Here is a 21,290-nt window from a genome sequence, read left to right on the forward strand (position 1 = left end):
ATACCTTATAAGTAAAAATATAATTAAAACTTCTACACCACTGTATATAAAGACTACTGTATACAGTGGTTTCAATATGTTAACCATCTGACAAATAAGCCAATAGTTATACTCTTTCAACTCGATAATAGCAGTTCAGAACCGCGCTAAATGAGTAACTCTATTGGGATTCAAATCAATTATTGCTAAGATGAGCGCCGATTAGTATTGGTCTTTTTTCCGATCCCCAAGCCATATTTAGAGCAACAAATTAATGACAGCAATTGAAAATCCAAATTTAGAAAAGCACACTCCGATGATGCGCCAATATTTGACGCTTAAAGCGCAGCATCCCGATATGTTGTTGTTTTATCGTATGGGAGATTTTTATGAATTATTTTATGAAGATGCCAAACTTGCTTCTGAATTTTTAGGAATTTCGTTGACCGCTAGAGGCAAAAGTGGTGGTAATGCCATCCCTATGGCAGGTATTCCCTACCACTCTGTTGAAGGCTATTTGGCTAAATTAGTCCAAATTGGTCAATCAGCAGCTATTTGTGAACAAATTGGCGATCCTGCTACAAGTAAAGGTCCGGTTGAGCGCAAAGTTGTCCGTATAGTAACGCCTGGCACCTTAACTGATGAAGCCTTACTGCAAGAGCGTCAAGACAATCTGTTAGCTGCGGTTTATCAAGGTAAAAATGGTTTCGGCTACTCAACTTTAGATGTGTCATCAGGGCGTTTCGTGGTAGTCGAATTAGAAAACGCTGAGACATTAGAAGCTGAATTACAACGCACCAGCCCTGCAGAGCTACTTTACAGCGAAGACTTAGTCGATGTGCATTTAATTGAAAACATTAAAGGTATTCGTCGCCGCCCAGAATGGGAATTTGATTACGATACCAGCATACAGCTATTGCTGGAGCAATTTGGCACGAAAGATTTACATGGCTTTGGCATTACAGATGCTCGCTTATCACTGCAAGCTGCTGGCTGCTTAATGCAATATGTCAAAGACACCCAAAAGACAGCTTTGCCGCACATCAATAGCATTACCCTTTTTAATCAAGCTGATACTATCATTTTAGATGCTGCGACCAGACGCAACCTTGAATTAACTTTGAACCTGTCGGGCCAGCGTGACAATACACTTGCTTGGGTGCTAGATAAGACGGCAACACCTATGGGCAGTCGAATGCTGCAACGCTGGATCCACCAACCATTAAGAAACCAGCAGCATATTCATCAGCGCCAACAAGCGGTTGCCGAGCTAATTGATAGCGGTTTGTATGCCGACTTACACCAACAACTGAAAGCTTTAGGTGATATCGAGCGCATTATGGCAAGGCTTGCCATAAGAAGTGCACGACCACGTGATTTTGCCCGTTTACGCCAAGCATTAGAATTGCTGCCTGAAATCCAGCAAACCTTAAGCCATTGTCAGCAAGATGAACTGAAGACTCTGGCGCGAAAACTAGGAGAATTCCCTGAGCAGCAACAGCTTTTAGCCTCAGCGATTGTTGATAATCCACCCATGCTTATTCGTGATGGTGGAGTCATTAAAACTGGCTATAACGCCGAGCTTGATGAGTGGCGCGGTTTAAGTGAAGGCGCTAATGACTATTTAGTGCAAATGGAGCTGCGAGAAAAAGAGCAAACAGGCATTAATTCCCTTAAAGTCGGCTATAACCGTGTGCACGGTTATTATATTGAAGTCAGCCGCCTACAATCTGATCAAGTGCCGTTAAGCTATCAACGCCGTCAAACCTTAAAAAATACTGAACGTTATATCACCCCAGAACTTAAAGAGTACGAAGAAAAAGTACTTTCAAGTCAGGGCAAGGCGTTGGCCATTGAGAAAAAACTATGGGAAGAACTGTTTGATTTATTACTACCGAAACTACATGAGTTACAGCTATTTGCTCAGTCCGCAGCAGAGTTGGATGTATTAAGTAATTTCGCCGAACGAGCTGAAACCCTTGGCTATAATTGCCCGCTAATCACTCACGAGATTGGTATTCATATTGAAGCTGGTCGCCATCCGGTAGTTGAGCTAGTCAGCCAAAGTCCATTCATTGCCAACCCGGTGCAATTAGCACCTTCAAGAAGAATGCTAGTGGTTACTGGCCCTAATATGGGCGGTAAATCGACTTACATGCGCCAAGTGGCATTAATCACCTTAATGGCACATATCGGCAGCTTTGTTCCGGCACAAAAAGCAGTGATAGGTCCAATAGATAGAATATTTACCCGTATTGGTGCTTCCGATGATTTAGCATCAGGGCGCTCAACCTTCATGGTAGAAATGACTGAAACCGCCAATATTTTACATAACGCAACGGCCAAAAGTTTAGTGTTAATGGATGAAATTGGCCGCGGCACCTCAACCTATGATGGTTTATCTTTAGCCTGGTCAGCGGCAGAATACTTAGCCGAAAAAGTGGCGGCATTAACGCTATTTGCCACCCATTACTTTGAACTGACTCAATTGCCGGAACAGATCCCATCAGCAGCGAATGTGCACTTAGATGCTATCGAACATGGTGACACTATTGCCTTTATGCATGCAGTGCAAGATGGCGCGGCAAGTAAGAGCTATGGTTTACAGGTGGCCTCTTTAGCGGGTGTTCCAGCCCATGTGATCAAAGCGGCTAAACAAAAACTGCATATGCTAGAAAGTAGAGATTTGGCCAATAGCCAGCAAATGCCAATTCAAGAAGCATTAAATTTATCTATCCCTGAAGCTGAAGCGAATGCTGCGACTGAAAAACTCAGTCAAATCAATCCTGATGATTACAGCCCTAAACAAGCACTTGATATGCTTTATGAACTAAAAAGGCTATCAAACTTGTAAGTGATGAGCGCAATTGTGCTCAGTGTAACATCTGAATGGGCTGTTTATCACAGCCCATTCACTACAATTTAACTAACACTTAGAACCTAAAGTCAATCCTGATGATTACTGATCTAAACAAGCAATTGATATGCTTTATGAACTAAAAAGGCTATCAAACTTGTAAATGATGAGCGCAATTGTGCTCAGTGTAAAATCTGAATGGGCTGTTTATCACGGCCCATTCATTACAATAATTAGTCCCCTTTACTAACACTTAGAACCTAAAGTCAATCCTGATGATTACTGCTCTAAACAAGCAATTGATATGCTTTATGGACTAAAAAGGCTATCAAACTTGTAAATGATGAGCGCAATTGTGCTCAGTGTAAAATCTGAATGGGCTATTTAAAACGGCTCATTCATTACAATTATAATGATTAAGTACTCATAACTAATACTTAGAACCTAGCTCCATTAACTATCATAATGCTCAGGCTCTATAAAAGTGAGTAAAAAAAAGCCAACAAAAAAGGACAACTCGTGTCCTCAAAGGTAAATAACCCTAAGCGTAAATTAATCGCTTAAAAGGTTGGCGTTAATTTCTAAATAACGCTTCGACTGATAGGCCTTGTGCCCCTAATACATCTTTCAAACGCTTTAACGCTTCGACTTGAATTTGACGCACACGTTCCCGTGTTAAGCCAATTTCAGCCCCTACGTTTTCTAACGTCGATGGTTCATAACCTAATAAACCAAAACGTCGTGCTAATACTTCTCTTTGCTTAGTATTTAGCTCATTTAACCAACCGACAATTGAATTAGATAAGTCTTCATCCTGTACTTTATAATCTGGTCCAACTGAATCATCATCTGCAATAACATCTAACAATGCTTTATCGTTATCCCCGCCTAGTGGGGTATCTACAGAGGTGATTTTTTCGTTTAGTTTTAGCATTCGACTGACATCGCTAGTAGAGACATCTAATTTGTCTGCGATTTCTTCTGCCGTCGGCTCATGATCAAGTTTTTGCGCAAGCTGTCTTGCCGTTCGCAAGTATACATTAAGCTCTTTAACCACATGAATAGGCAAACGAATGGTCCGAGTTTGATTCATGATCGCTCTTTCGATGGTTTGTCTAATCCACCAAGTCGCGTAGGTTGAAAAACGAAACCCTCTTTCCGGATCAAACTTTTCGACTGCTCGAATAAGCCCTAGATTACCTTCTTCGATAAGATCCAGTAATGCTAATCCTCGGTTGTTATACCTTCTGGCAATTTTTACGACCAATCTTAGATTACTTTCTATCATGCGGTTACGAGACTTCTCGCAGCCTTTGAGTGCTTTACGTGAAAAGAAGACTTCTTCTTCTGCACTAAGCAAAGGGGAAAAACCGATCTCACCTAAATATAGTTGAGTGGCGTCAAGATTCTTCTGAAGATCATCTTGAACTTGTTGGTCAGTGTCGGATTGCTGTGCTGACTTGGCATTTTTTGCCTCCTTCAGCGCAATCTCTTGTGGTTGTTTAGCTAAATCCATAAGCTCTTCTGCTACCGCAGTATTTTGTTTCTGGCTCATATGGTGCTCTCCCAAACCGGATAAAAATTAAGTTATTTTCGTGCGCGTATTCTCCGTTTTAATGTGAACTAAACAGTTAACGTTTAGGTAAATAATTTAATGGGTTTACTGACTTACCATGGAGACGAATTTCAAAATGCAACATCACCTGATTAGTCCCTGTACTACCCATTTTCGCAACTGTCTGTCCAGCATTTACATATTGCTTTTCTTTGACCAATATTGCATCTGCATGAGCATAAGCACTTAAATAATCATCATTGTGTTTAATAATGACCAAATTGCCATAGCCCCGAAGTGCATTACCTGCATAAACAACTCTTCCATCAGCTGCAGCCTTGATAATATCGCCTCTGGAACCAGCGATTTTTATGCCTTGATTGCCCTGCTGAGTACTAGAGAAATAACCTACAATCTTACCTTTTGTCGGCCAGTTCCACTGACTTACTTTATCTGGCAAGGTTGAAACAGATTTTTTCGCTATTTGAACCGTTTTGTCTTGGGTAGTTTTTACAGAATACGCAGGCTTAGCTTTGTGATCAAGCTCTTTTTTTGTACTATTTTGATTTGTCGTTGTCGCTGGCTTTTTTTGTGCTGAAGTTTGTTTTGCAACCGTTTTATTAGCAGGCTTTGACTTGGTGTTCGCTACAGCGACCGGTTTTGGTGCAGGCTTGGCTGCAGGCTTAGTGCGCTGTGGCTTGGTGAGTTTTAATGTTTGTCCTGGATAGATGGTATAAGGTGCTTTTAAGCCATTATATTGAGCGATTTTATTAAAATCTTGCCCAGCGCCCCATGAAATTGAGTAAAGAGTATCACCGCGTTTTACCTTGTAACTGCCAGAGGTAATAGAGCCTTTATTAAATTTTTGACCAGCATTACTCGAAATACTCGTAACGGGTGCAGGGTTGTGAGCTTGAAAGCTACACCCTGAAATAAACAGCAGTAAAATTGTAACCCAAGGCCAATTACGACACTTCAACATTGTCTCCATCATACTTTTGAAATATCGCCCTTGCATCACTGTTAAGCTAAGTCGCCATTGATTAACGGTACAAACTTAACCGCTTCGATAATTTGTGATTGAAACTCATTTTGTTTACGAGTGATTTTTAATAACTGCTGCGAGTCTTCGCCAACAGGGATCACTAGCACGCCGTCTTCAGCCAGTTGCGCCAATAATGCTTCAGGTACCGATGCTGCAGCTGCTGTTACCATAATGGCATCAAATGGGCCTTTATTGGTCCAACCTTTCCAACCGTCACCATATTTAAAAGACACATTATGTAAATCTAAGCGCTTTAAACGTTGTCTCGCTTGAATTTGTAGCGCCTTGATCCGCTCAATTGTGCAAAGCTGAGGTACCAGTTGCGCTAAAATCGCTGCCTGGTAACCTGAACCAGTACCAATTTCAAGCACTCTAGCAGGGTTATGTTGTAGTAATAACTCCGTCATTCTAGCGACAATATAAGGCTGAGAGATAGTTTGGCCTTGCCCAATAGGTAAAGCGGTATTCTCGTAAGCTTTATGGGCTAATGCCCCATCGAGAAATAACTCCCTTGGGGTATTTGATACCGCCTGCAACACAGTGTGATTACGGATCCCTGCTTCATGCAGTTTTTTGGCTAAATTAAGGGCAACAGTTGAAGCTACCTGGCTCATAGTTTATTAATCCAGTTTTCTAAGTCAGCAAGCTGATCATACGCAGTTAAGTCGACCGTTAGCGGAGTAATTGAAACATAACCTTGTTCAACTGTACCAAAGTCTGTATCAGCGCTAGCATCTTGTTCTTTGCCCGGAGGCCCAAGCCAATATATATCTCTTCCTGCAGGATCTTGAGTTTTGATCATGCCTTCAGCTTTATGTCTTGAGCCTAAGCGAGTAATTCTCATGCCTTTGATTTGTTCTAGCGGTAAATCGGGCACATTTACATTTAATATTTGATCGTTATTAATAGGATGCTCAAGTAAACCTTGCACTATTTTAGCGGCATAGATTGCTGCACTATCGTAATGACGTAATTCTTTGCCCACTAATGATACCGCTATCGCAGGTAGGCCTAAAAAGCGTCCTTCCATTGCTGCGGCTACCGTACCTGAGTACAGGGTATCATCACCCATATTCGCCCCAGCATTAATGCCTGACACCACAATATCAGGCTCTACTGGACATAATTCTCTAATGGCTAAATGGACACAATCTGACGGTGTGCCATTGACAGCAATAGCGCCATTTTCTAAGTTATTAATTCTTAATGGATTAGTCAAGGTCAAAGAATTACTGGCTGCTGAACAATTCCTATCAGGCGCCACGACTAACACATTAGCAATTTTGGTTAACTCTGCCGCTAGGGCTTTGATCCCTGGAGCTGTAACGCCGTCATCATTGCTGACCAATATGTTAATCATCACTTAACCTTCTAGAGTGCTTTTAGTTGCGTCATTTGTAACGCTATTTGCAAATTGCTGCGCTTGCTCTTTCTGCTGCATTGCCACCATTTGTTGTCGCTGCACTTCTTGAACATCTTGATAATCCAGTAGCTCACGCAATACTGAGGTCGCATAGCTACCTGCTGGTAAAATAAACTCGATGACTAACACATCATCATCTTCAAACCGGTATTTTAGCGCTTGAGGCTTTAATAATAATGGTCGACGTTCTTGCTCTAAACCCGCTTGCTCAAGCCCGGTTAAATCGGTGCTTAACTCAGCTAATGCAGCTTGTTCAACTACTGATGCAAGCCCTTGAGTGGGGAGTTCGCCTCTGCCCCACAATGGCGCAGACAATTGAATGTCATTGTCAGCTAAACGCTTCATTGTGGCCTCATCCCATGTCTGCGCGACAAAAAAACTTTTACTGCCCGCTAACATGACACAATCACCATTAATAGGCGCAATACCATTTTTACTTAAACGGTACGACACAGCAGTGTTAAACACATTAGAGCGCACTGCAGATAAATACATGCTGCGTTTTTTTCTATCTTTAACTTTTTTACCCGCGAGCATTTGCTGGCCGAAAACTAAGTTTTTACCTTTATGGCCAAAACGCTGCTCTCCAAAATAGTTAGGTACGCCTATTTCAGCCACTTTTAAAATCCGTTGCTCAAGCACTGCTTTATCGGACACATTTCGTAAAATCAGTTCAAACCGATTACCCAGCAGTGCGCCAATACGCAGTTTTTTACTATGGCGTTGGCTTGATAAGATGGTTAAGTGCTCATCAGACAGCGATTGCCAATCAGGGGTTTCTTTCCCTGGAATACGCACCCCAAACCATTGCTCTGTCACAGCGTTTCGGTCTTTTTGGCCTGCGTATGTCACTTCTTTTTGATGCACTTTGGCAAACTTAGCTAAAATTTCTGCCACTTGCGTGGTATTTAAGCCATCTTTACGAACATGGATCATATGATGCTCGCCTTCGCCAGTTGGGCTAAAAGGCAGCATTTCTTTAACGATAAAGTCACTGTTTACTGTGCGTAGATCTGCAGTGCAATCAGGCTTACCAAATAAATAAAATAACGGAGTCATGTTTCTTCTCAAATGAGCTAATGATGTAATTGCAGCTATTGAGTGCAATTAGCTTACGTGACGTTAATAGACGTAATATCGTCGTTTATCAGTGTTAATCTCGCACCATAAGGACGACCGACTCAACTGCGATGCCTTCTTTGCGGCCTGTAAAGCCCAGTTTTTCGGTGGTGGTGGCTTTCACATTAATATTATCGATATGGGTACATAGGTCTTCAGCCAGACATTGTCTAATGGCTTCAATGTGTGGCAACATTTTTGGCGCTTGCGCAATAACAGTGACATCAAGGTTACCTATATTAAATTGTTTAGCTTGTGCCAATGAAACACAATGGCGCAATAATACTCTGCTATCAGCACCTTCAAACTCGGCATCGGTATCAGGGAAATGTTTACCTATATCACCTAAAGCCATGGCACCAAGTATGGCGTCACTTACTGCATGCAACACTACATCACCATCAGAGTGAGCAATTAAACCTGTTTCGTATGGCACAGTAACACCACCAAGGATCAGCGGTTTATCGCTACCAAATTTATGTACATCAAAACCATGACCAATGCGTATATTCAACATCATAATAACCGTTATTTTTGAGAATTTATGTGAGATAAAAACAGCGCTGCTAACTGCAAGTCATCAGGGTGAGTAACTTTAATATTGTCTGCGCGGCCAGTGACTAAACCAGGGGTAACACCAGCCCACTCCATGGCGCTAGCTTCATCGGTAATTTGCACGCCTTGTTTAAGTGCATCACTTAAATGTTGCTGCAAGCTTTTGCAGGGAAACAGTTGCGGCGTTAATGCATGCCAAAGATGGTCACGTGATACTGTTTCACTAATTAGATTAGTTGAGTTAGCACAGCGCTTCATGGTGTCTCGCACCGGCATGGCTAGAATCGCGCCTTGTGGGCAGTCAACTCTAGCATTAAGTAATTTATCGATATCGCTGTGGGTTAAGCAAGGTCTCGCGGCATCATGGACTAATGCCCAATTAGACTCCATGGTTTCTTTGTCAATCGACACTAAAGCACGCAATACAGAATCTGCACGTTCTTGACCGCCTATAACCGTGCTCACTTTAGGGTGGTTTGCTTGAGATAAAGTCGCAAAAAAGGTGTCTTCAGGGTGCAGCGCTACGATAACTTGCTTGATTCTTTTATGAGTAATCAAGCTATCTAAGGTGTGGGCTAAGATGCTTTGCTCACCTAGAGCTAAATATTGTTTAGGAATAGTCGCCCCCATCCTTGCACCAATACCGGCAGCAGGGACAATCGCGATAACAGATTGATTCTCAACGTTCATAGGATGTTATTGACCAAAAGTAGCATTGTTTCGAGGGTTGTTGCCAACGACGCGATAAAAAGTTTCACCTTCTTTTACCATGCCTAACTCATTTCGAGCACGTTCTTCAATCGCTTCTGTGCCGCGTTTTAAATCGATGATTTCCGCTTTTAAAATTTGATTTCTAGCGATGAGTTTATCGTTACTGGCTTGTTGGCTGGCAATCTGTTTTTTCAGATTCATATATTGGGATAAATTATTTTCGCCCAGCCATAATCGATACTGTAATAAACCGACTAAGATCAAAAGTAATAGTAATAGGCTTTTCATAGGTATAATGTGGCGAAATTAATGATTAATCCCACTATAGTACAACAAAAAAGGCCACCTAGTGGTGGCCTTTTTTTAGCTCAAGGAAAATTAACCTTGGCCTTTGACTTCTTTAAGACCGTTATACGGTGCTTTTGAGCCTAATGCTTCTTCGATACGTAGCAGTTGGTTGTACTTAGCAACGCGATCAGAGCGGCTTAATGAACCGGTTTTGATTTGGCCAGCAGCAGTACCTACAGCAAGATCTGCAATAGTTGCATCTTCAGTTTCACCTGAGCGATGAGAGATAACCACGGTGAAACCCGCATCTTTAGCCATTTTGATTGCTGCTAACGTTTCAGTTAACGAACCAATTTGGTTAAATTTGATTAGGATTGAGTTAGCAATACCGTTGTCGATACCACGCTTAAGGATCTTAGTGTTAGTTACGAATAAATCGTCACCTACTAATTGAATTTTATCACCTAGAAGCTTAGTTTGGTGTGCGAAACCATCCCAGTCAGACTCGTCAAGACCGTCTTCGATAGATACGATTGGGTACTGTTCAGTCAAATCTTTAAGGAAGTAGTTAAACTCTTCAGAGGTGAATTTCTTGCCTTCACCTTTAAGATCGTAGATGTTGGCTTCTTTATCAAAGAACTCAGATGCAGCACAATCCATCGCTAAGGTAATGTCTTTACCTAGCTCGTAACCTGCGTTTGCAACAGCCACTTTGATTGCAGCAAGTGCAGCTTCGTTAGACTCAAGGTTTGGCGCGAAACCACCTTCATCACCAACAGCAGTCGAGTGGCCACCAGCTTTAAGAACTTTAGCAAGGCTATGGAATACTTCAGCGCCCATACGAAGGCCTTCACGGAAGTTAGCTGCGCCAACAGGCTGGATCATGAATTCTTGAATGTCTACTGAGTTATCAGCGTGCTCACCACCATTGATGATGTTCATCATTGGAAGAGGCATAGAGTAAACACCAGAAGTACCGTTTAGATCAGCAATGTGAGCGTATAAAGGTACTTTCTTAGAAACAGCAGCCGCTTTAGCAGCAGCAAGAGAAACAGCTAGGATAGCGTTTGCGCCAAACTTAGCTTTGTTTTCTGTGCCATCTAAGTCAATCATGATTTGATCAAGCTCAGCTTGTGCTAGTGCATCTTTACCCTTTAACGCTTCAGCGATTGGGCCATTTACAGCTTCAACAGCTTTAAGAACACCTTTACCTAAGTAACGTGCTTTGTCGCCATCACGTAATTCAAGTGCTTCACGAGAACCTGTTGATGCACCCGATGGTGCAGCAGCCATACCGATAGAACCGTCAGCAAGGTGAACCTCAGCTTCTACCGTTGGGTTACCGCGTGAATCCATGATTTCACGACCAATGACGTTAATAATGTTAGCCATAATTCCCTCAATATATGTAAGTTAAATATTAAAATAGAAAATCAATACCAATAAACACCGACAATTTATTAATAATTGCGCAATTATTGGTATTTCACTTTCAGTTTGGTAATAAAAGGTCAACTGAAGCCATAGCATAGACCGATTATCGTTAAGCGGCAACTACCTAGGTCACATCTATTAATTAGCAGATAAAAAATTGACCAGATAAAAAAAAGCCACTGATATGATTATCAGTGGCTTTATTTTTAATTACTCAGCTTCACCTTTTTGATGAATCGCAGCAGCAGCAACAAAACCTTCAAATAATGGATGACCATCACGAGGTGTTGAAGTGAATTCAGGGTGGAATTGACCTGCTACAAACCAAGGGTGATTAGGAAGCTCAATCATTTCCACTAATTTGCGATCTGATGACAAACCACTAAATACCAGGCCAGCTTTTTCTAAGCGCTCAACATAGTTGTTGTTCACTTCAAAACGGTGACGATGACGTTCAACACAAGTAGTAGAGTTATATGCTGCAGCGGCTTTAGAACCTTCAGCTAAATGACATAACTGTGCGCCTAAACGCATAGTGCCACCTAAATCTGACGCTTCATGGCGCAGCTCAACATTACCTTCTTCATTGATCCATTCTGTGATCAGACCAATGACTGGATGTTCTGTTTCTGGTTTAAACTCAGTTGAATGAGCCCCTTCAAGTTTAGCAACGTGTCGAGCAAACTCGATCAATGCCACTTGCATACCTAAACAAATACCAAAGTATGGAATGTTATTTTCACGGGCATATTGCGCCGCAAAGATTTTACCTTCAACACCACGCTCACCGAAGCCACCAGGAACCAAAATACCGTCTAAACCTTCTAGTACTTCAGCGCCTTTAGCTTCTACTGTTTGTGAATCAACATACTGAATATTCACTGTTAGGCGGTTTTTAAGGCCTGCATGCTTAAGTGCTTCATTCACAGACTTATAAGCATCTGGTAGTTCGATGTATTTACCCACCATACCAATGGTAATTTCACCATTTGGATTAGCTTCTTGATAAATAACATTTTCCCACTCAGACAAATCAGCATCATTACAATCGATACCAAAACGTTTAACCACTAACTCATCAAGACCTTGAGAGCGCAATAACGCTGGGATCTTATAAATACTGTCGACATCTTTTAATGAGATAACGGCTTTTTCTTCTACATTACAAAATAGCGAGATTTTCGCTTTTTCATTAGCAGGAATAGCACGGTCGCCACGACAAACTAATACGTCTGGCGCGATACCAATTGAACGCAATTCTTTAACAGAGTGTTGTGTTGGCTTAGTTTTAATTTCACCTGCAGCACCTAAGAACGGCACTAAGGTTAAATGCATGAATAATGTGCGATCACGTCCTAGCTCAGCACCTAATTGACGAATTGACTCTAAGAAAGGCAATGACTCGATATCGCCTACTGTGCCGCCAATTTCTACGATAGCAACATCGTGACCTTCGCCGCCTTCAAGTACTTTTTCTTTAATTGCATTAGTGATGTGCGGGATCACCTGAATGGTGGCACCTAAATAATCACCACGACGCTCTTTACGTAGCACTTGCTCGTAGATACGACCGGTAGTGAAGTTATTACGACGGTTCATCTTGGTTCGAATGAAACGCTCGTAATGACCTAAGTCTAAATCGGTTTCAGCACCATCTTCAGTAACGAATACTTCACCATGCTGAGTCGGGCTCATGGTGCCAGGGTCAACGTTAATGTATGGGTCAAGTTTCATAATGGTTACATTGAGGCCACGCGCCTCTAAAATTGCTGCTAATGAAGCTGCTGCAATGCCTTTACCTAGTGATGAAACAACGCCACCAGTAACGAAGATATACCTTGTAGTCATGCTGAACCTGAGAATGTGAGATTGAAAATAACGTGCTTGTAAGAAAGCACTAGGACGGGGCGACATTCTACCAAAATAGCGCGCTAACAACAAACAATAAACGCATAAAATTGATATTAAGCCAAAGTTAAATCATGGTCATAATTTAACCCTAATTTTCATAGCGTTGAATTCAATATCATCCTAATGTTTGCCAAGTGCGCAGATTAATCTTTACTAAGCTGCTGACTTTTCTCTGCCATTTTAACTTGATCCCAATAGCTATCGAGCTCTTCAAGTGAGTGCTGTTCAAACGCCTTGCCACTTTGTGCAGCATATTGCTCTACCCCTTTAAAGCGACGTTCAAACTTCTGATTAGCAAGCCTTAATGCCTGCTCTGGCTCAACCCCTAAGTGTCTTGCCATATTGGCAACAGCAAATAATAAGTCGCCCATTTCATCAACCACCTTGGGGTAATATTCGTCTTTATTGGCTTCTAAGTGCTGCGCCTCTGCCATGACCTCATCGATTTCTTCATGAACCTTTGCCACCACAGGGGCTAAATCAGCCCAATCAAAGCCCACCTTTGCAACCCGCTTTTGAATTTTTATCGCTCGGTTCAGTGCTGGCATTGCTACTGGAATGTCATCAAGTATCGAGTGTTGGCTTTTCGCGAGCCTTTCTTGCTGCTTAATTTCATCCCAAACAAGTTTGACTTGTTCAGCGCTAGTGCCAAGGTTGTCGCCGCTAAACACATGGGGATGTCTTCTGGTTAATTTGTCGCAAATTTTATCCACCACAGTGGCAAAATCAAATAAGCCTTGTTCTTTACCGAGCTGACAGTAAAACACCACCTGAAACAACAAATCACCCAGCTCATCTGGCAGCGAATCTAAATCAGCTTGCTCGATGGCATCGGCAACCTCATAAGCTTCTTCAAGGGTAAAAGGAACAATAGTCTCGAAGCTTTGCTGTTTATCCCAAGGGCAACCCGTTTCAGGATCCCGCAGTTTTTCCATAATCGTTAATAAAGGCTGCATAATATCGTTAGCTTGCTTTAGGGTATTTGCTGACATGGTCTATTTCTCAATGATATGGCCTAAACTGGCTGATAAGTTAAAATAAAGGTGACAAACCTTTCGATTTATCACCTTATCTTTTGACACTAAAGTGCGCCGTTGGGATTTAATACTATAATCGTCTGGCTTCGGTCACACCTTCAACTTGGCCTAATTTTGATAATATCCGTGACAAGCCATCGAGGTTATACAGTTCAAGTTCTAGCTCAACGGTAGCGGTTTGGTTTTTTTCATCAGAGGTTGAACTCATTGCCATCACATTGGACTTTTCAGCCGCCAGTACTGTGGTGACATCTCGCAGTAAACCACTGCGATCATGAGCTATCACCCGTACTTTAATCCGATAACCGCCAGAATAGTTTTCTCCCCACACCACTTCGACACTGCGCTCTGGATGGGCGCGCATTAGCTCTTTAACCTGTGAGCAGTCACTGCGGTGCACTGACACGCCGCGGCCCATGGTGATATAACCAAAAATTTCATCACCCGGTACCGGTTTACAGCAGCTGGCAATATGGCTTAATAAATTACCAACACCATTTACTTCTACCTGACCTTTGCCTTTACGGGCTGGTTTCGGATTCGAGCGTTTAATGAGCTCTTCAACAATCTCTTGTTCGGTCACTTCAGTTTTGCGTAAACTGGTTTCAATGTAATTCACCACTTGGTTTAAGCGTAAATCACCGCCACCAATAGCCGCTAACATGTCATCCATGGAGTTCATATTAAAGCGCTCAACCGCAACTTTGGCATCTTTTAAATGAAGTGAGACACGGTTAAGTTCAGCCTCAAGTAATTCTTTCCCTGCCACCATGTTTTTATCGCGGTCTTGCTGCTTGAACCAATGCTGAATTTTCGAGCGAGAGCGAGACGACTTGATGTAGCCTAAATTTGGATTTAACCAATCGCGCTTCGGATTAGGATGCTTTGAGGTAATGATTTCAATACGCTCACCGGTTTCAACTTGATAAGTAAAGGGCACAATACGGCCATCGACTTTGGCGCCAATACATTTATGGCCCACATGGGAATGAATGTAGTAAGCAAAATCGAGCACGGTGGAGCCTAATGGTAAATCAACCACTTCGCCATTAGGGGTAAACACATAGACTCTGTCCTCAAATACTTGGCTGCGGACTTCATCAACCAGGTTTCCGGTTTCAGCAACATCTTCTTGCCACAGCAAAATTTTACGTAGCCAATTAATTTTTTCTTCATAGCCACTTTGCTTGCCACCAGCAGAGCCTTCTTTGTACTTCCAATGGGCTGCGACCCCAAGTTCTGAGTCCTGATGCATAGCTTCAGTACGAATTTGAATCTCTACCGTTTTACCTTCAGGGCCAACGACCACGGTATGAATTGATTGGTAACCATTGGGTTTAGGGTTGGCCACATAATCATCAAACTCACGGGGAATATGATGCCAAAGGGTATGCACGACACCTAAAGCACCATAACAATCTTGGAGGCGTTCTGTGACAATACGCACCGCGCGCACATCAAACAGCTCATCAAACTTCAAGTCTTTGCCTTTCATCTTACGCCAGATGCTATAGATGTGTTTCGGGCGGCCATAGACTTTCGCGCGAATTTGGTCATTATCCAGACGCTGTTGCAGCTGGGTAACAAACTTATCGATAAACACTTCTCTGTCGACACGTTTACCATCTAACTGTTTGGCAATATCTTTGTAAACTGTCGGGTGCAGGTAGCGAAACGAGATATCTTCTAATTCCCACTTTAATTGCCCAATTCCTAAACGGTTGGCAAGCGGGCCGTAGATATCGACCACTTCTCTTGCCAACAATACCCGGGTTTCTTCATCGGCATTTTTAACTTCACGAAGTAGCGCTACCCGCTCAGCAAGCTTAACCACTACCGCGCGTACATCTTCGACCATGGCCAATAACATTTTACGAATATTATCGATTTGCGGCTCGGCGGTTCGAGAGTCAGGACTGACTTTTAAGGCGCCAATAGCCTCCATGGTCACCACGCTTGCCACTAGCTTGCTTAAGCTAGCGCCATATTTTTCTTCAATTGTTTCAATTGATAAAATACCGGCATCATGAGCAATAAATAATAATGAAGCTTGTAAGGTCTCGATATCCATATTCAATGGCGCTAGAATTTCCACCATTTCACGGGCGCGCTCAAGCAAGGCCCGATGTACATCGGGAGATTTCGTTGGCAACATATCTAGATACAGGATCAGATCCCGTAACAATAGGGCTTCTTCGGCGTTATCGATATAACGCATAACCCATTCGTCGATATTAAAATCGGCTAGATTAAAATGTGCTTCTCGAACTGAGACCATAATTAACTTCCTTATTGGTACTGACTTTTACGCGTACAAATAACTGAATCTGTGTTGATGTGTTATTTACTCTAATGCTTTCATCTTGAGCATTCAGTTATTTATGTCAAATTAATATTAATCAATTTAAAAAATGTCATCTTCAAACAGTATTTCTGTTTGAGTTGGCAGTAAAAACAGTTGATTTTACTGGTTTGCCACGCCAGCGCAGCAAGTTATTTAATTTCAAACAATGCCATCGCTTCGATATGATGAGTTTGTGGAAACATATCCAACATGGTTAGTTTTTTAAGCTGATAGCCTTGTTCGATTAATACTTGGCTGTCTCTGGCTAAACTTGCCGGATTACATGACACATACACCACTTTTTTAGGCTTCATTTTAGATAACCATTGCAAACTTTCATACGCCCCCGCTCTGGCAGGATCGAGCAATAGTTTATCAATTTTACCCAGCCAAGAGGCTTGAGATAAATCCGCACTTAAATCAGCGTGAAAAAAACTCAGGTTGGTTAAGTTGTTATCAGCAGCATTTTGTTTCGCCTGCGTAACCATTTCAGGTACGCCTTCAACACCAATAACATCAGCGGCTTGGGTAGCAAGGGGCAAACTAAAATTACCTACCCCACAAAATAAATCCAAAATTCGTTCATCTTGTTGTGGATCTAGCCACTCGATGGCCTGTGCGACCATACGCTGGTTAATATCAGCATTGACCTGCACAAAATTTCCCGGGCTAAATCGACATTCGACTTGGCCGTTAGCTAACAAATATTTGGGTAATTCAATATGATCGTCACTGACTAGCGAACGCAGTTCGCCATCATTATCTTGCACTAACAACTGTATTTGATGCTCCAAAGCAAACGCTTTCAGGCGCTGCTCATCATCGGTTTTCAATGCTTTGGTGATTCTAAGTACTGCAAATATGCCATTTTCAGCTTCAGTGAGTTCAAGGTGACCGAGTGTCATTTTAGCTTGTAACTGATTAAGCACGTTTGAGAAGGGTTCAATCAATGCCGACAATGCTACAGCCAATACATCGCACTGCTTAATATCAACGATATTATTGCTATTGGCAGCTCGAAAGCCTAATTGTAAATGCTTCGTCTTTTTATCAAATAACGTAGCTAGCCGTGCGCGACGACGATAATGCCATTGCTCACCGGTTATCATTGAAGTCATGATCTTGTCATCAATATTGACCGCTAACTTACCCATTAAATTTTGTAGTGCATCTTGCTTATATTCGCGCTGCGCATCAATGCTCATATGTTGTAAGTCGCAGCCACCACATTGCTGATAATGAGGGCATTGCGCCGCGACTCTTTTATCGGTTGCGATTTGAATTTTAAGCAGCTTAGCTTTAGCGTACTTTTTCTTTTGTTCAATTAATTGCGCGGTTACCGTTTCACCGGGCAGAGCCCCAGGAATAAATACCACTTTGCCGTCATGTTGAGCAATACCTGCACCGAGATGATCAAGTTGTGATACCGTTAAAGTCAACTTGGCCGACAGTTGTTTAGTTTTGTTTGGTTTTGCTTTAAAAAATTGTGCCATTTTGGCCTCAGGTATTGAATAAATGACTAGTCAAGACGGCTCTGTTTCTGGCAGTCTAGTCCTCATCATAGATAAAAAGTCTTTAGGAATAATGTCTTCACGATGAAAAATGCTAACAACATGACCAAATACAGTCTTCGCTCTTGGGTACTGGTACTTGCGTTAGCGCCAACGGTCATGGTGGGTATTCTACTTGGAAGTTACTTCACCATAAACCGTTTTTATGAACTCGAAGAGACCTTAATCAATCAAGGTAGAAGTATTGTCGAGCCTTTGGCCATTGCCAGCGAGTTCGGACTGGTCACTGAAGACAGAGAAGCCAGCAAACGTTTACTGGCAGCATCGCAATTAAACAACTCTGCCCTTATTCACTCAATTGCTATTTTTGATGATGAAAATCAATTGTTTGTAACATCTCACTACCATAAAGATTTTGAGAGTATGCGCTATACAGCAGCGTTAAAGTCTTTAATTTCGACTCAGTATGAAACCATCGACGACACCATGGTGATACGGGTGCCGATTATGTCTTATACCGGCGTTAATCAACAAACTAACCCGCAAGGGGTGACAATTTCGCCCGCCAACGGCCCAAGAAAAATTATCACCAATGCTGAAGGGCAACAAATATTGGGGTATATCTCAATATTACTCAATAAAGAAAATGCCTTACTTGAGCAACACCGTGCCGCCATTGCCGCATTTGTCATTGTATTAATTGGGGTGCAGCTGAATCTGTTTTTCACATTCCGTTTGGTTAAGCATGTTAACTACCCCATTACTGAAATGGTAAGAGTAGTAGCAAAAATTCGTGAAGGTAAGTTAGACACCCGTCTTGATGGACAATTAATCGGCGAGCTAGATTTACTTAAGCGCGGCATTAATGCCATGGCTAGTTCATTGTCAGAATATCACGATGAAATGCAGCAAAACATTGACCAAGCGACCTCCGATTTACGGGAAACCCTTGAACAAATTGAAATCCAAAACGTCGAGCTTGATTTAGCCAAAAAGCGCGCCCTTGAAGCCAGTCGCATTAAATCAGAGTTCTTAGCAAATATGTCCCATGAATTAAGAACACCACTAAACGGTGTGATTGGATTTTCTCGGCAGTTAATTAAAACGCCGCTGCACTCAAGTCAGTTAGATTACATAAAAACCATTGAACGAAGCGCCAGTAACTTACTGGGGATCATTAATGACATTCTGGATTTCTCCAAATTAGAAGCCGGTAAAATGGTCTTAGAGAAAATGCCATTCGCCCTGCGGGAAACCATTTCTGAAACCGTCAGCATTGTGGCCGGCAGCGCTCAAGAAAAAGACATCGAACTGATTATTGATATTGACGACAACGTGCCTGAAAGTGTCAGCGGTGATGCGATGCGGGTTGCACAAATCATGACGAACCTATTGGGCAATGCGATTAAGTTTACCGATCAAGGTAGCGTTATTTTGAAAATTCATCTTGTAGGCCAAAAAGATGAAAATATCACCCTGCGCTGTGAAGTAATTGATACCGGTATTGGTATTGATGAAAGTCAGCAAGAATATCTGTTCCAGGCCTTTGGCCAAGCAGACTCGTCTATTTCACGCCGCTTTGGTGGTACCGGCTTGGGCTTAGTGATCACCAAACGTTTGATTAACCAAATGGGCGGCCAAATTGGCTTTACCTCAATTCCAAATCAAGGCTCAACATTTTGGTTCATGCTGCCATTGGAATTAAGCCAGTTTCATATTGGTGAAGTGCTGCATTTGGACTCTTTACGTAATAAAACCCTGTTGTTATTTGAATCAAGAGAGCTAAGCCGCGATATGCTCAATCGCCGCTTTGAAGCGTGGGGGCTACATTTAACCACTGTTGGCCAAATTAGCCATTTAGAGTCAACGCTTTCATCAAGCAAAGTGCATTACGATTATATTCTGCTTAACTGCCATGGCTTTAGTGATAAAGAGCAGTTATTAAGCTGTTTAAGCATGGCGAGGGAAAAGACCTCATGTTTAGTCTTGCTTCATGATTGCATCGAGCAGCAAAAAATATTAAACCAAGCATTGAGGCCTAATAGCGATATTTTACTCAGTATGCCAGTGAGTGACTACGAGTTGGCTAACCACTTAATTCATCCACCCACTCAAACAGCGCTATTAACCGAGTCACTACCCGCGACTGTGTATGAGCGCAAGAATTTGAGCGTACTTGCTGTTGATGACAACCTTGCTAACTTAAAGCTAATCGATACCCTACTGAAAGAGTTGGTGGTTAATGTCATCTCTGTCAATAACGGTGATGAAGCCGTGAGCTATGCCCAAAAACAAGCCTTCGATGTTATCTTTATGGACATTCAAATGCCCGGCACTGATGGGGTTACAGCAACCAAACTTATCCGCCAAGACTCACTTAACCGCAATACACCTATTATTGCGGTAACAGCCCACGCTATCGCTGAAGAGCGAGAATTAATTTTAGGTAGCGGCATGGACGGTTATCTGCCAAAACCCATTGATGAAGCGGCATTAAAAGGGGTGATTGATCGCTGGATAAATAAACCTAAATTTACCCACTTTGATATGCATACCCTTAATTGGGAGCTGTGCTTAGCACAAACCAATCAAAAACCGGATTTAGCATTAGAGATGCTGCAAATGTTGGTGGACTCACTGCCTGAAAGTGTCAGCAACATAGAAACGGCATTAAAAAGCAGCAATAGTTCGCTTATGCTGGAAACCGTGCATAAACTTCATGGAGCGAGTTGTTATTGTGGGGTGCCCAACACCCAAAAACTTTGCCAAGAATTAGAGTCTGCGTTAAAGCACAAAACCAACATCGAAGACTTAGAACCTGAAATACTTGAGTTACTTGACGAGCTAACTAAGGTAGAATCAGCAGTAAATCAAGTGATATCACAGTTATCAGCGGATGTTCCCTATGAGCAATAAACCCGGTTTTTTTAAGCGTTTAAAAGCGCTGTCATTACCTCAAAAGCAACTTTTTGCGACCGCGCTATGTCAGCGCATGCTGCCCAATTACGCCCTTTTCTCCGAAGTGTGTGAGTTTGGCGAGCCTAAAGTATTAAGCACAGTATTGGATTTACTTTGGCAATCACAATACGATAAAAAGCTTAAGTTTAATTACGATATTCACTTACAGCGTTTAGATGAAAATACCCCTGAGCCTGCAGATTTTGAAGCCTACGGTGTTTATCCTGCAATGGATGCTGCTGTAGCGTTATCGACTTTACTCGGTGGCATACAAGCTAAAATCGAAGAAGATATTACCAACGTCAGTAAATTATCATCAAGTACAGTGGCCAACTATATTGAAGCCATTAGCATTGAAGAACTTGAAGACGTCATGAATGAAGATGTTGTAGAAGAGTTCGTATTTAACCATCCTGTAATGCAAGAAGAGAAGCACTTACAAGGAATGTTATTAGATGTGATTGAAGAAACAACAAAAATCACACCTGAATTCATTAAGGAATTACGCAAAGAAATCATTGATGCTGGCGTGTCTAATATCGGCATCAGTCTGCAGCAATGAT

General features: G+C 42.1%; 16 protein-coding genes. 3 read left to right on the plus strand and 13 right to left on the minus strand.

What is annotated here, in order from left to right; all coding sequences use genetic code 11:
* Positions 1-253 precede the first annotated feature (253 nt).
* Positions 254-2,833, plus strand: coding sequence for a DNA mismatch repair protein MutS (mutS, locus tag BCU91_RS17495; protein ID WP_102532026.1), 2,580 nt, complete (start codon positions 254-256; stop codon positions 2,831-2,833).
* A gap of 577 nt (positions 2,834-3,410) precedes the next feature.
* Here mutS and rpoS read toward each other — a convergent pair.
* The 13 genes from rpoS to rlmD form a co-directional block, all read right to left on the minus strand.
* Positions 3,411-4,391, minus strand: coding sequence for an RNA polymerase sigma factor RpoS (gene rpoS, locus BCU91_RS17500; RefSeq protein ID WP_102532027.1), 981 nt, complete (start codon positions 4,389-4,391; stop codon positions 3,411-3,413).
* A gap of 76 nt (positions 4,392-4,467) precedes the next feature.
* Positions 4,468-5,373: a peptidoglycan DD-metalloendopeptidase family protein gene (locus BCU91_RS17505; protein WP_102438084.1), complete on the minus strand. Its 906-nt coding sequence runs from the start codon at positions 5,371-5,373 to the stop codon at positions 4,468-4,470.
* Positions 5,374-5,414: 41 nt separating this feature from the next.
* Entirely contained in the window at positions 5,415-6,050 is a 636-nt protein-coding gene (locus tag BCU91_RS17510) for a protein-L-isoaspartate(D-aspartate) O-methyltransferase (protein ID WP_102438082.1), read from the minus strand.
* Complete coding sequence (surE, locus tag BCU91_RS17515) at positions 6,047-6,796, minus strand: 5'/3'-nucleotidase SurE (protein ID WP_102438080.1); 750 nt, start codon at positions 6,794-6,796, stop codon at positions 6,047-6,049. Before surE ends, BCU91_RS17510 begins: the two co-directional genes overlap by 4 nt.
* A gap of 3 nt (positions 6,797-6,799) precedes the next feature.
* On the minus strand, positions 6,800-7,918 hold the full coding sequence (gene truD, locus BCU91_RS17520; protein ID WP_102532028.1) for a tRNA pseudouridine(13) synthase TruD: 1,119 nt from the start codon (positions 7,916-7,918) through the stop codon (positions 6,800-6,802).
* A gap of 94 nt (positions 7,919-8,012) precedes the next feature.
* Positions 8,013-8,492: a 2-C-methyl-D-erythritol 2,4-cyclodiphosphate synthase gene (gene ispF / locus BCU91_RS17525; protein ID WP_102477224.1), complete on the minus strand. Its 480-nt coding sequence runs from the start codon at positions 8,490-8,492 to the stop codon at positions 8,013-8,015.
* Positions 8,493-8,506: 14 nt separating this feature from the next.
* Positions 8,507-9,223, minus strand: a complete 717-nt coding sequence (ispD, locus tag BCU91_RS17530) for a 2-C-methyl-D-erythritol 4-phosphate cytidylyltransferase (protein WP_102438076.1) — start codon at positions 9,221-9,223, stop codon at positions 8,507-8,509.
* A 6-nt stretch (positions 9,224-9,229) separates the two neighbouring features.
* Positions 9,230-9,532 (minus strand): cell division protein FtsB, encoded by a 303-nt coding sequence (ftsB, locus tag BCU91_RS17535; protein WP_102438074.1) that lies wholly within the window; start codon positions 9,530-9,532, stop codon positions 9,230-9,232.
* A gap of 90 nt (positions 9,533-9,622) precedes the next feature.
* Positions 9,623-10,924: a phosphopyruvate hydratase gene (gene eno / locus BCU91_RS17540; protein ID WP_102438072.1), complete on the minus strand. Its 1,302-nt coding sequence runs from the start codon at positions 10,922-10,924 to the stop codon at positions 9,623-9,625.
* A 252-nt stretch (positions 10,925-11,176) separates the two neighbouring features.
* The gene (locus tag BCU91_RS17545; protein ID WP_102438070.1) at positions 11,177-12,814 is read right to left on the minus strand and encodes a CTP synthase; all 1,638 of its coding nucleotides are present in this window, start codon (positions 12,812-12,814) and stop codon (positions 11,177-11,179) included.
* A gap of 206 nt (positions 12,815-13,020) precedes the next feature.
* Positions 13,021-13,869, minus strand: coding sequence for a nucleoside triphosphate pyrophosphohydrolase (mazG, locus tag BCU91_RS17550; RefSeq protein WP_102532029.1), 849 nt, complete (start codon positions 13,867-13,869; stop codon positions 13,021-13,023).
* A 115-nt stretch (positions 13,870-13,984) separates the two neighbouring features.
* The gene (gene relA / locus BCU91_RS17555) at positions 13,985-16,192 is read right to left on the minus strand and encodes a GTP diphosphokinase (RefSeq protein ID WP_102438066.1); all 2,208 of its coding nucleotides are present in this window, start codon (positions 16,190-16,192) and stop codon (positions 13,985-13,987) included.
* A gap of 215 nt (positions 16,193-16,407) precedes the next feature.
* Positions 16,408-17,751, minus strand: coding sequence for a 23S rRNA (uracil(1939)-C(5))-methyltransferase RlmD (rlmD, locus tag BCU91_RS17560; RefSeq protein WP_102438064.1), 1,344 nt, complete (start codon positions 17,749-17,751; stop codon positions 16,408-16,410).
* A gap of 102 nt (positions 17,752-17,853) precedes the next feature.
* Between rlmD and barA the strand changes: the two genes are divergently transcribed.
* Complete coding sequence (gene barA / locus BCU91_RS17565) at positions 17,854-20,685, plus strand: two-component sensor histidine kinase BarA (protein ID WP_102532030.1); 2,832 nt, start codon at positions 17,854-17,856, stop codon at positions 20,683-20,685.
* Positions 20,675-21,289 carry a YjaG family protein gene (locus BCU91_RS17570; protein ID WP_076543013.1) on the plus strand — a complete coding sequence of 205 codons (615 nt, stop codon included), beginning with the start codon at positions 20,675-20,677 and terminating at the stop codon, positions 21,287-21,289. The genes barA and BCU91_RS17570 overlap by 11 nt, the downstream gene beginning before the upstream one ends.
* Position 21,290 lies beyond the last annotated feature (1 nt).

It is taken from the genome of Shewanella sp. 10N.286.52.B9 (genome assembly GCF_002873635.1).
Classification (GTDB): Bacteria; Pseudomonadota; Gammaproteobacteria; order Enterobacterales; family Shewanellaceae; genus Shewanella.

What these genes read in the sequence shown, in the direction of transcription:
- ftsB (WP_102438074.1), bottom strand. Translation starts at nt 9,532, where the DNA reads ATGAAAAGCCTATTACTATTACTTTTGATCTTAGTCGGTTTATTACAG.
- barA (WP_102532030.1), top strand. Translation starts at nt 17,854, where the DNA reads ATGAAAAATGCTAACAACATGACCAAATACAGTCTTCGCTCTTGGGTA.
- surE (WP_102438080.1), bottom strand. Translation starts at nt 6,796, where the DNA reads ATGATTAACATATTGGTCAGCAATGATGACGGCGTTACAGCTCCAGGG.
- truD (WP_102532028.1), bottom strand. Translation starts at nt 7,918, where the DNA reads ATGACTCCGTTATTTTATTTATTTGGTAAGCCTGATTGCACTGCAGAT.
- BCU91_RS17545 (WP_102438070.1), bottom strand. Translation starts at nt 12,814, where the DNA reads ATGACTACAAGGTATATCTTCGTTACTGGTGGCGTTGTTTCATCACTA.
- BCU91_RS17570 (WP_076543013.1), top strand. Translation starts at nt 20,675, where the DNA reads ATGAGCAATAAACCCGGTTTTTTTAAGCGTTTAAAAGCGCTGTCATTA.
- BCU91_RS17505 (WP_102438084.1), bottom strand. Translation starts at nt 5,373, where the DNA reads ATGTTGAAGTGTCGTAATTGGCCTTGGGTTACAATTTTACTGCTGTTT.
- rpoS (WP_102532027.1), bottom strand. Translation starts at nt 4,391, where the DNA reads ATGAGCCAGAAACAAAATACTGCGGTAGCAGAAGAGCTTATGGATTTA.
- mazG (WP_102532029.1), bottom strand. Translation starts at nt 13,869, where the DNA reads ATGTCAGCAAATACCCTAAAGCAAGCTAACGATATTATGCAGCCTTTA.
- rlmD (WP_102438064.1), bottom strand. Translation starts at nt 17,751, where the DNA reads ATGGCACAATTTTTTAAAGCAAAACCAAACAAAACTAAACAACTGTCG.
- mutS (WP_102532026.1), top strand. Translation starts at nt 254, where the DNA reads ATGACAGCAATTGAAAATCCAAATTTAGAAAAGCACACTCCGATGATG.
- eno (WP_102438072.1), bottom strand. Translation starts at nt 10,924, where the DNA reads ATGGCTAACATTATTAACGTCATTGGTCGTGAAATCATGGATTCACGC.
- ispD (WP_102438076.1), bottom strand. Translation starts at nt 9,223, where the DNA reads ATGAACGTTGAGAATCAATCTGTTATCGCGATTGTCCCTGCTGCCGGT.
- BCU91_RS17510 (WP_102438082.1), bottom strand. Translation starts at nt 6,050, where the DNA reads ATGAGCCAGGTAGCTTCAACTGTTGCCCTTAATTTAGCCAAAAAACTG.
- relA (WP_102438066.1), bottom strand. Translation starts at nt 16,192, where the DNA reads ATGGTCTCAGTTCGAGAAGCACATTTTAATCTAGCCGATTTTAATATC.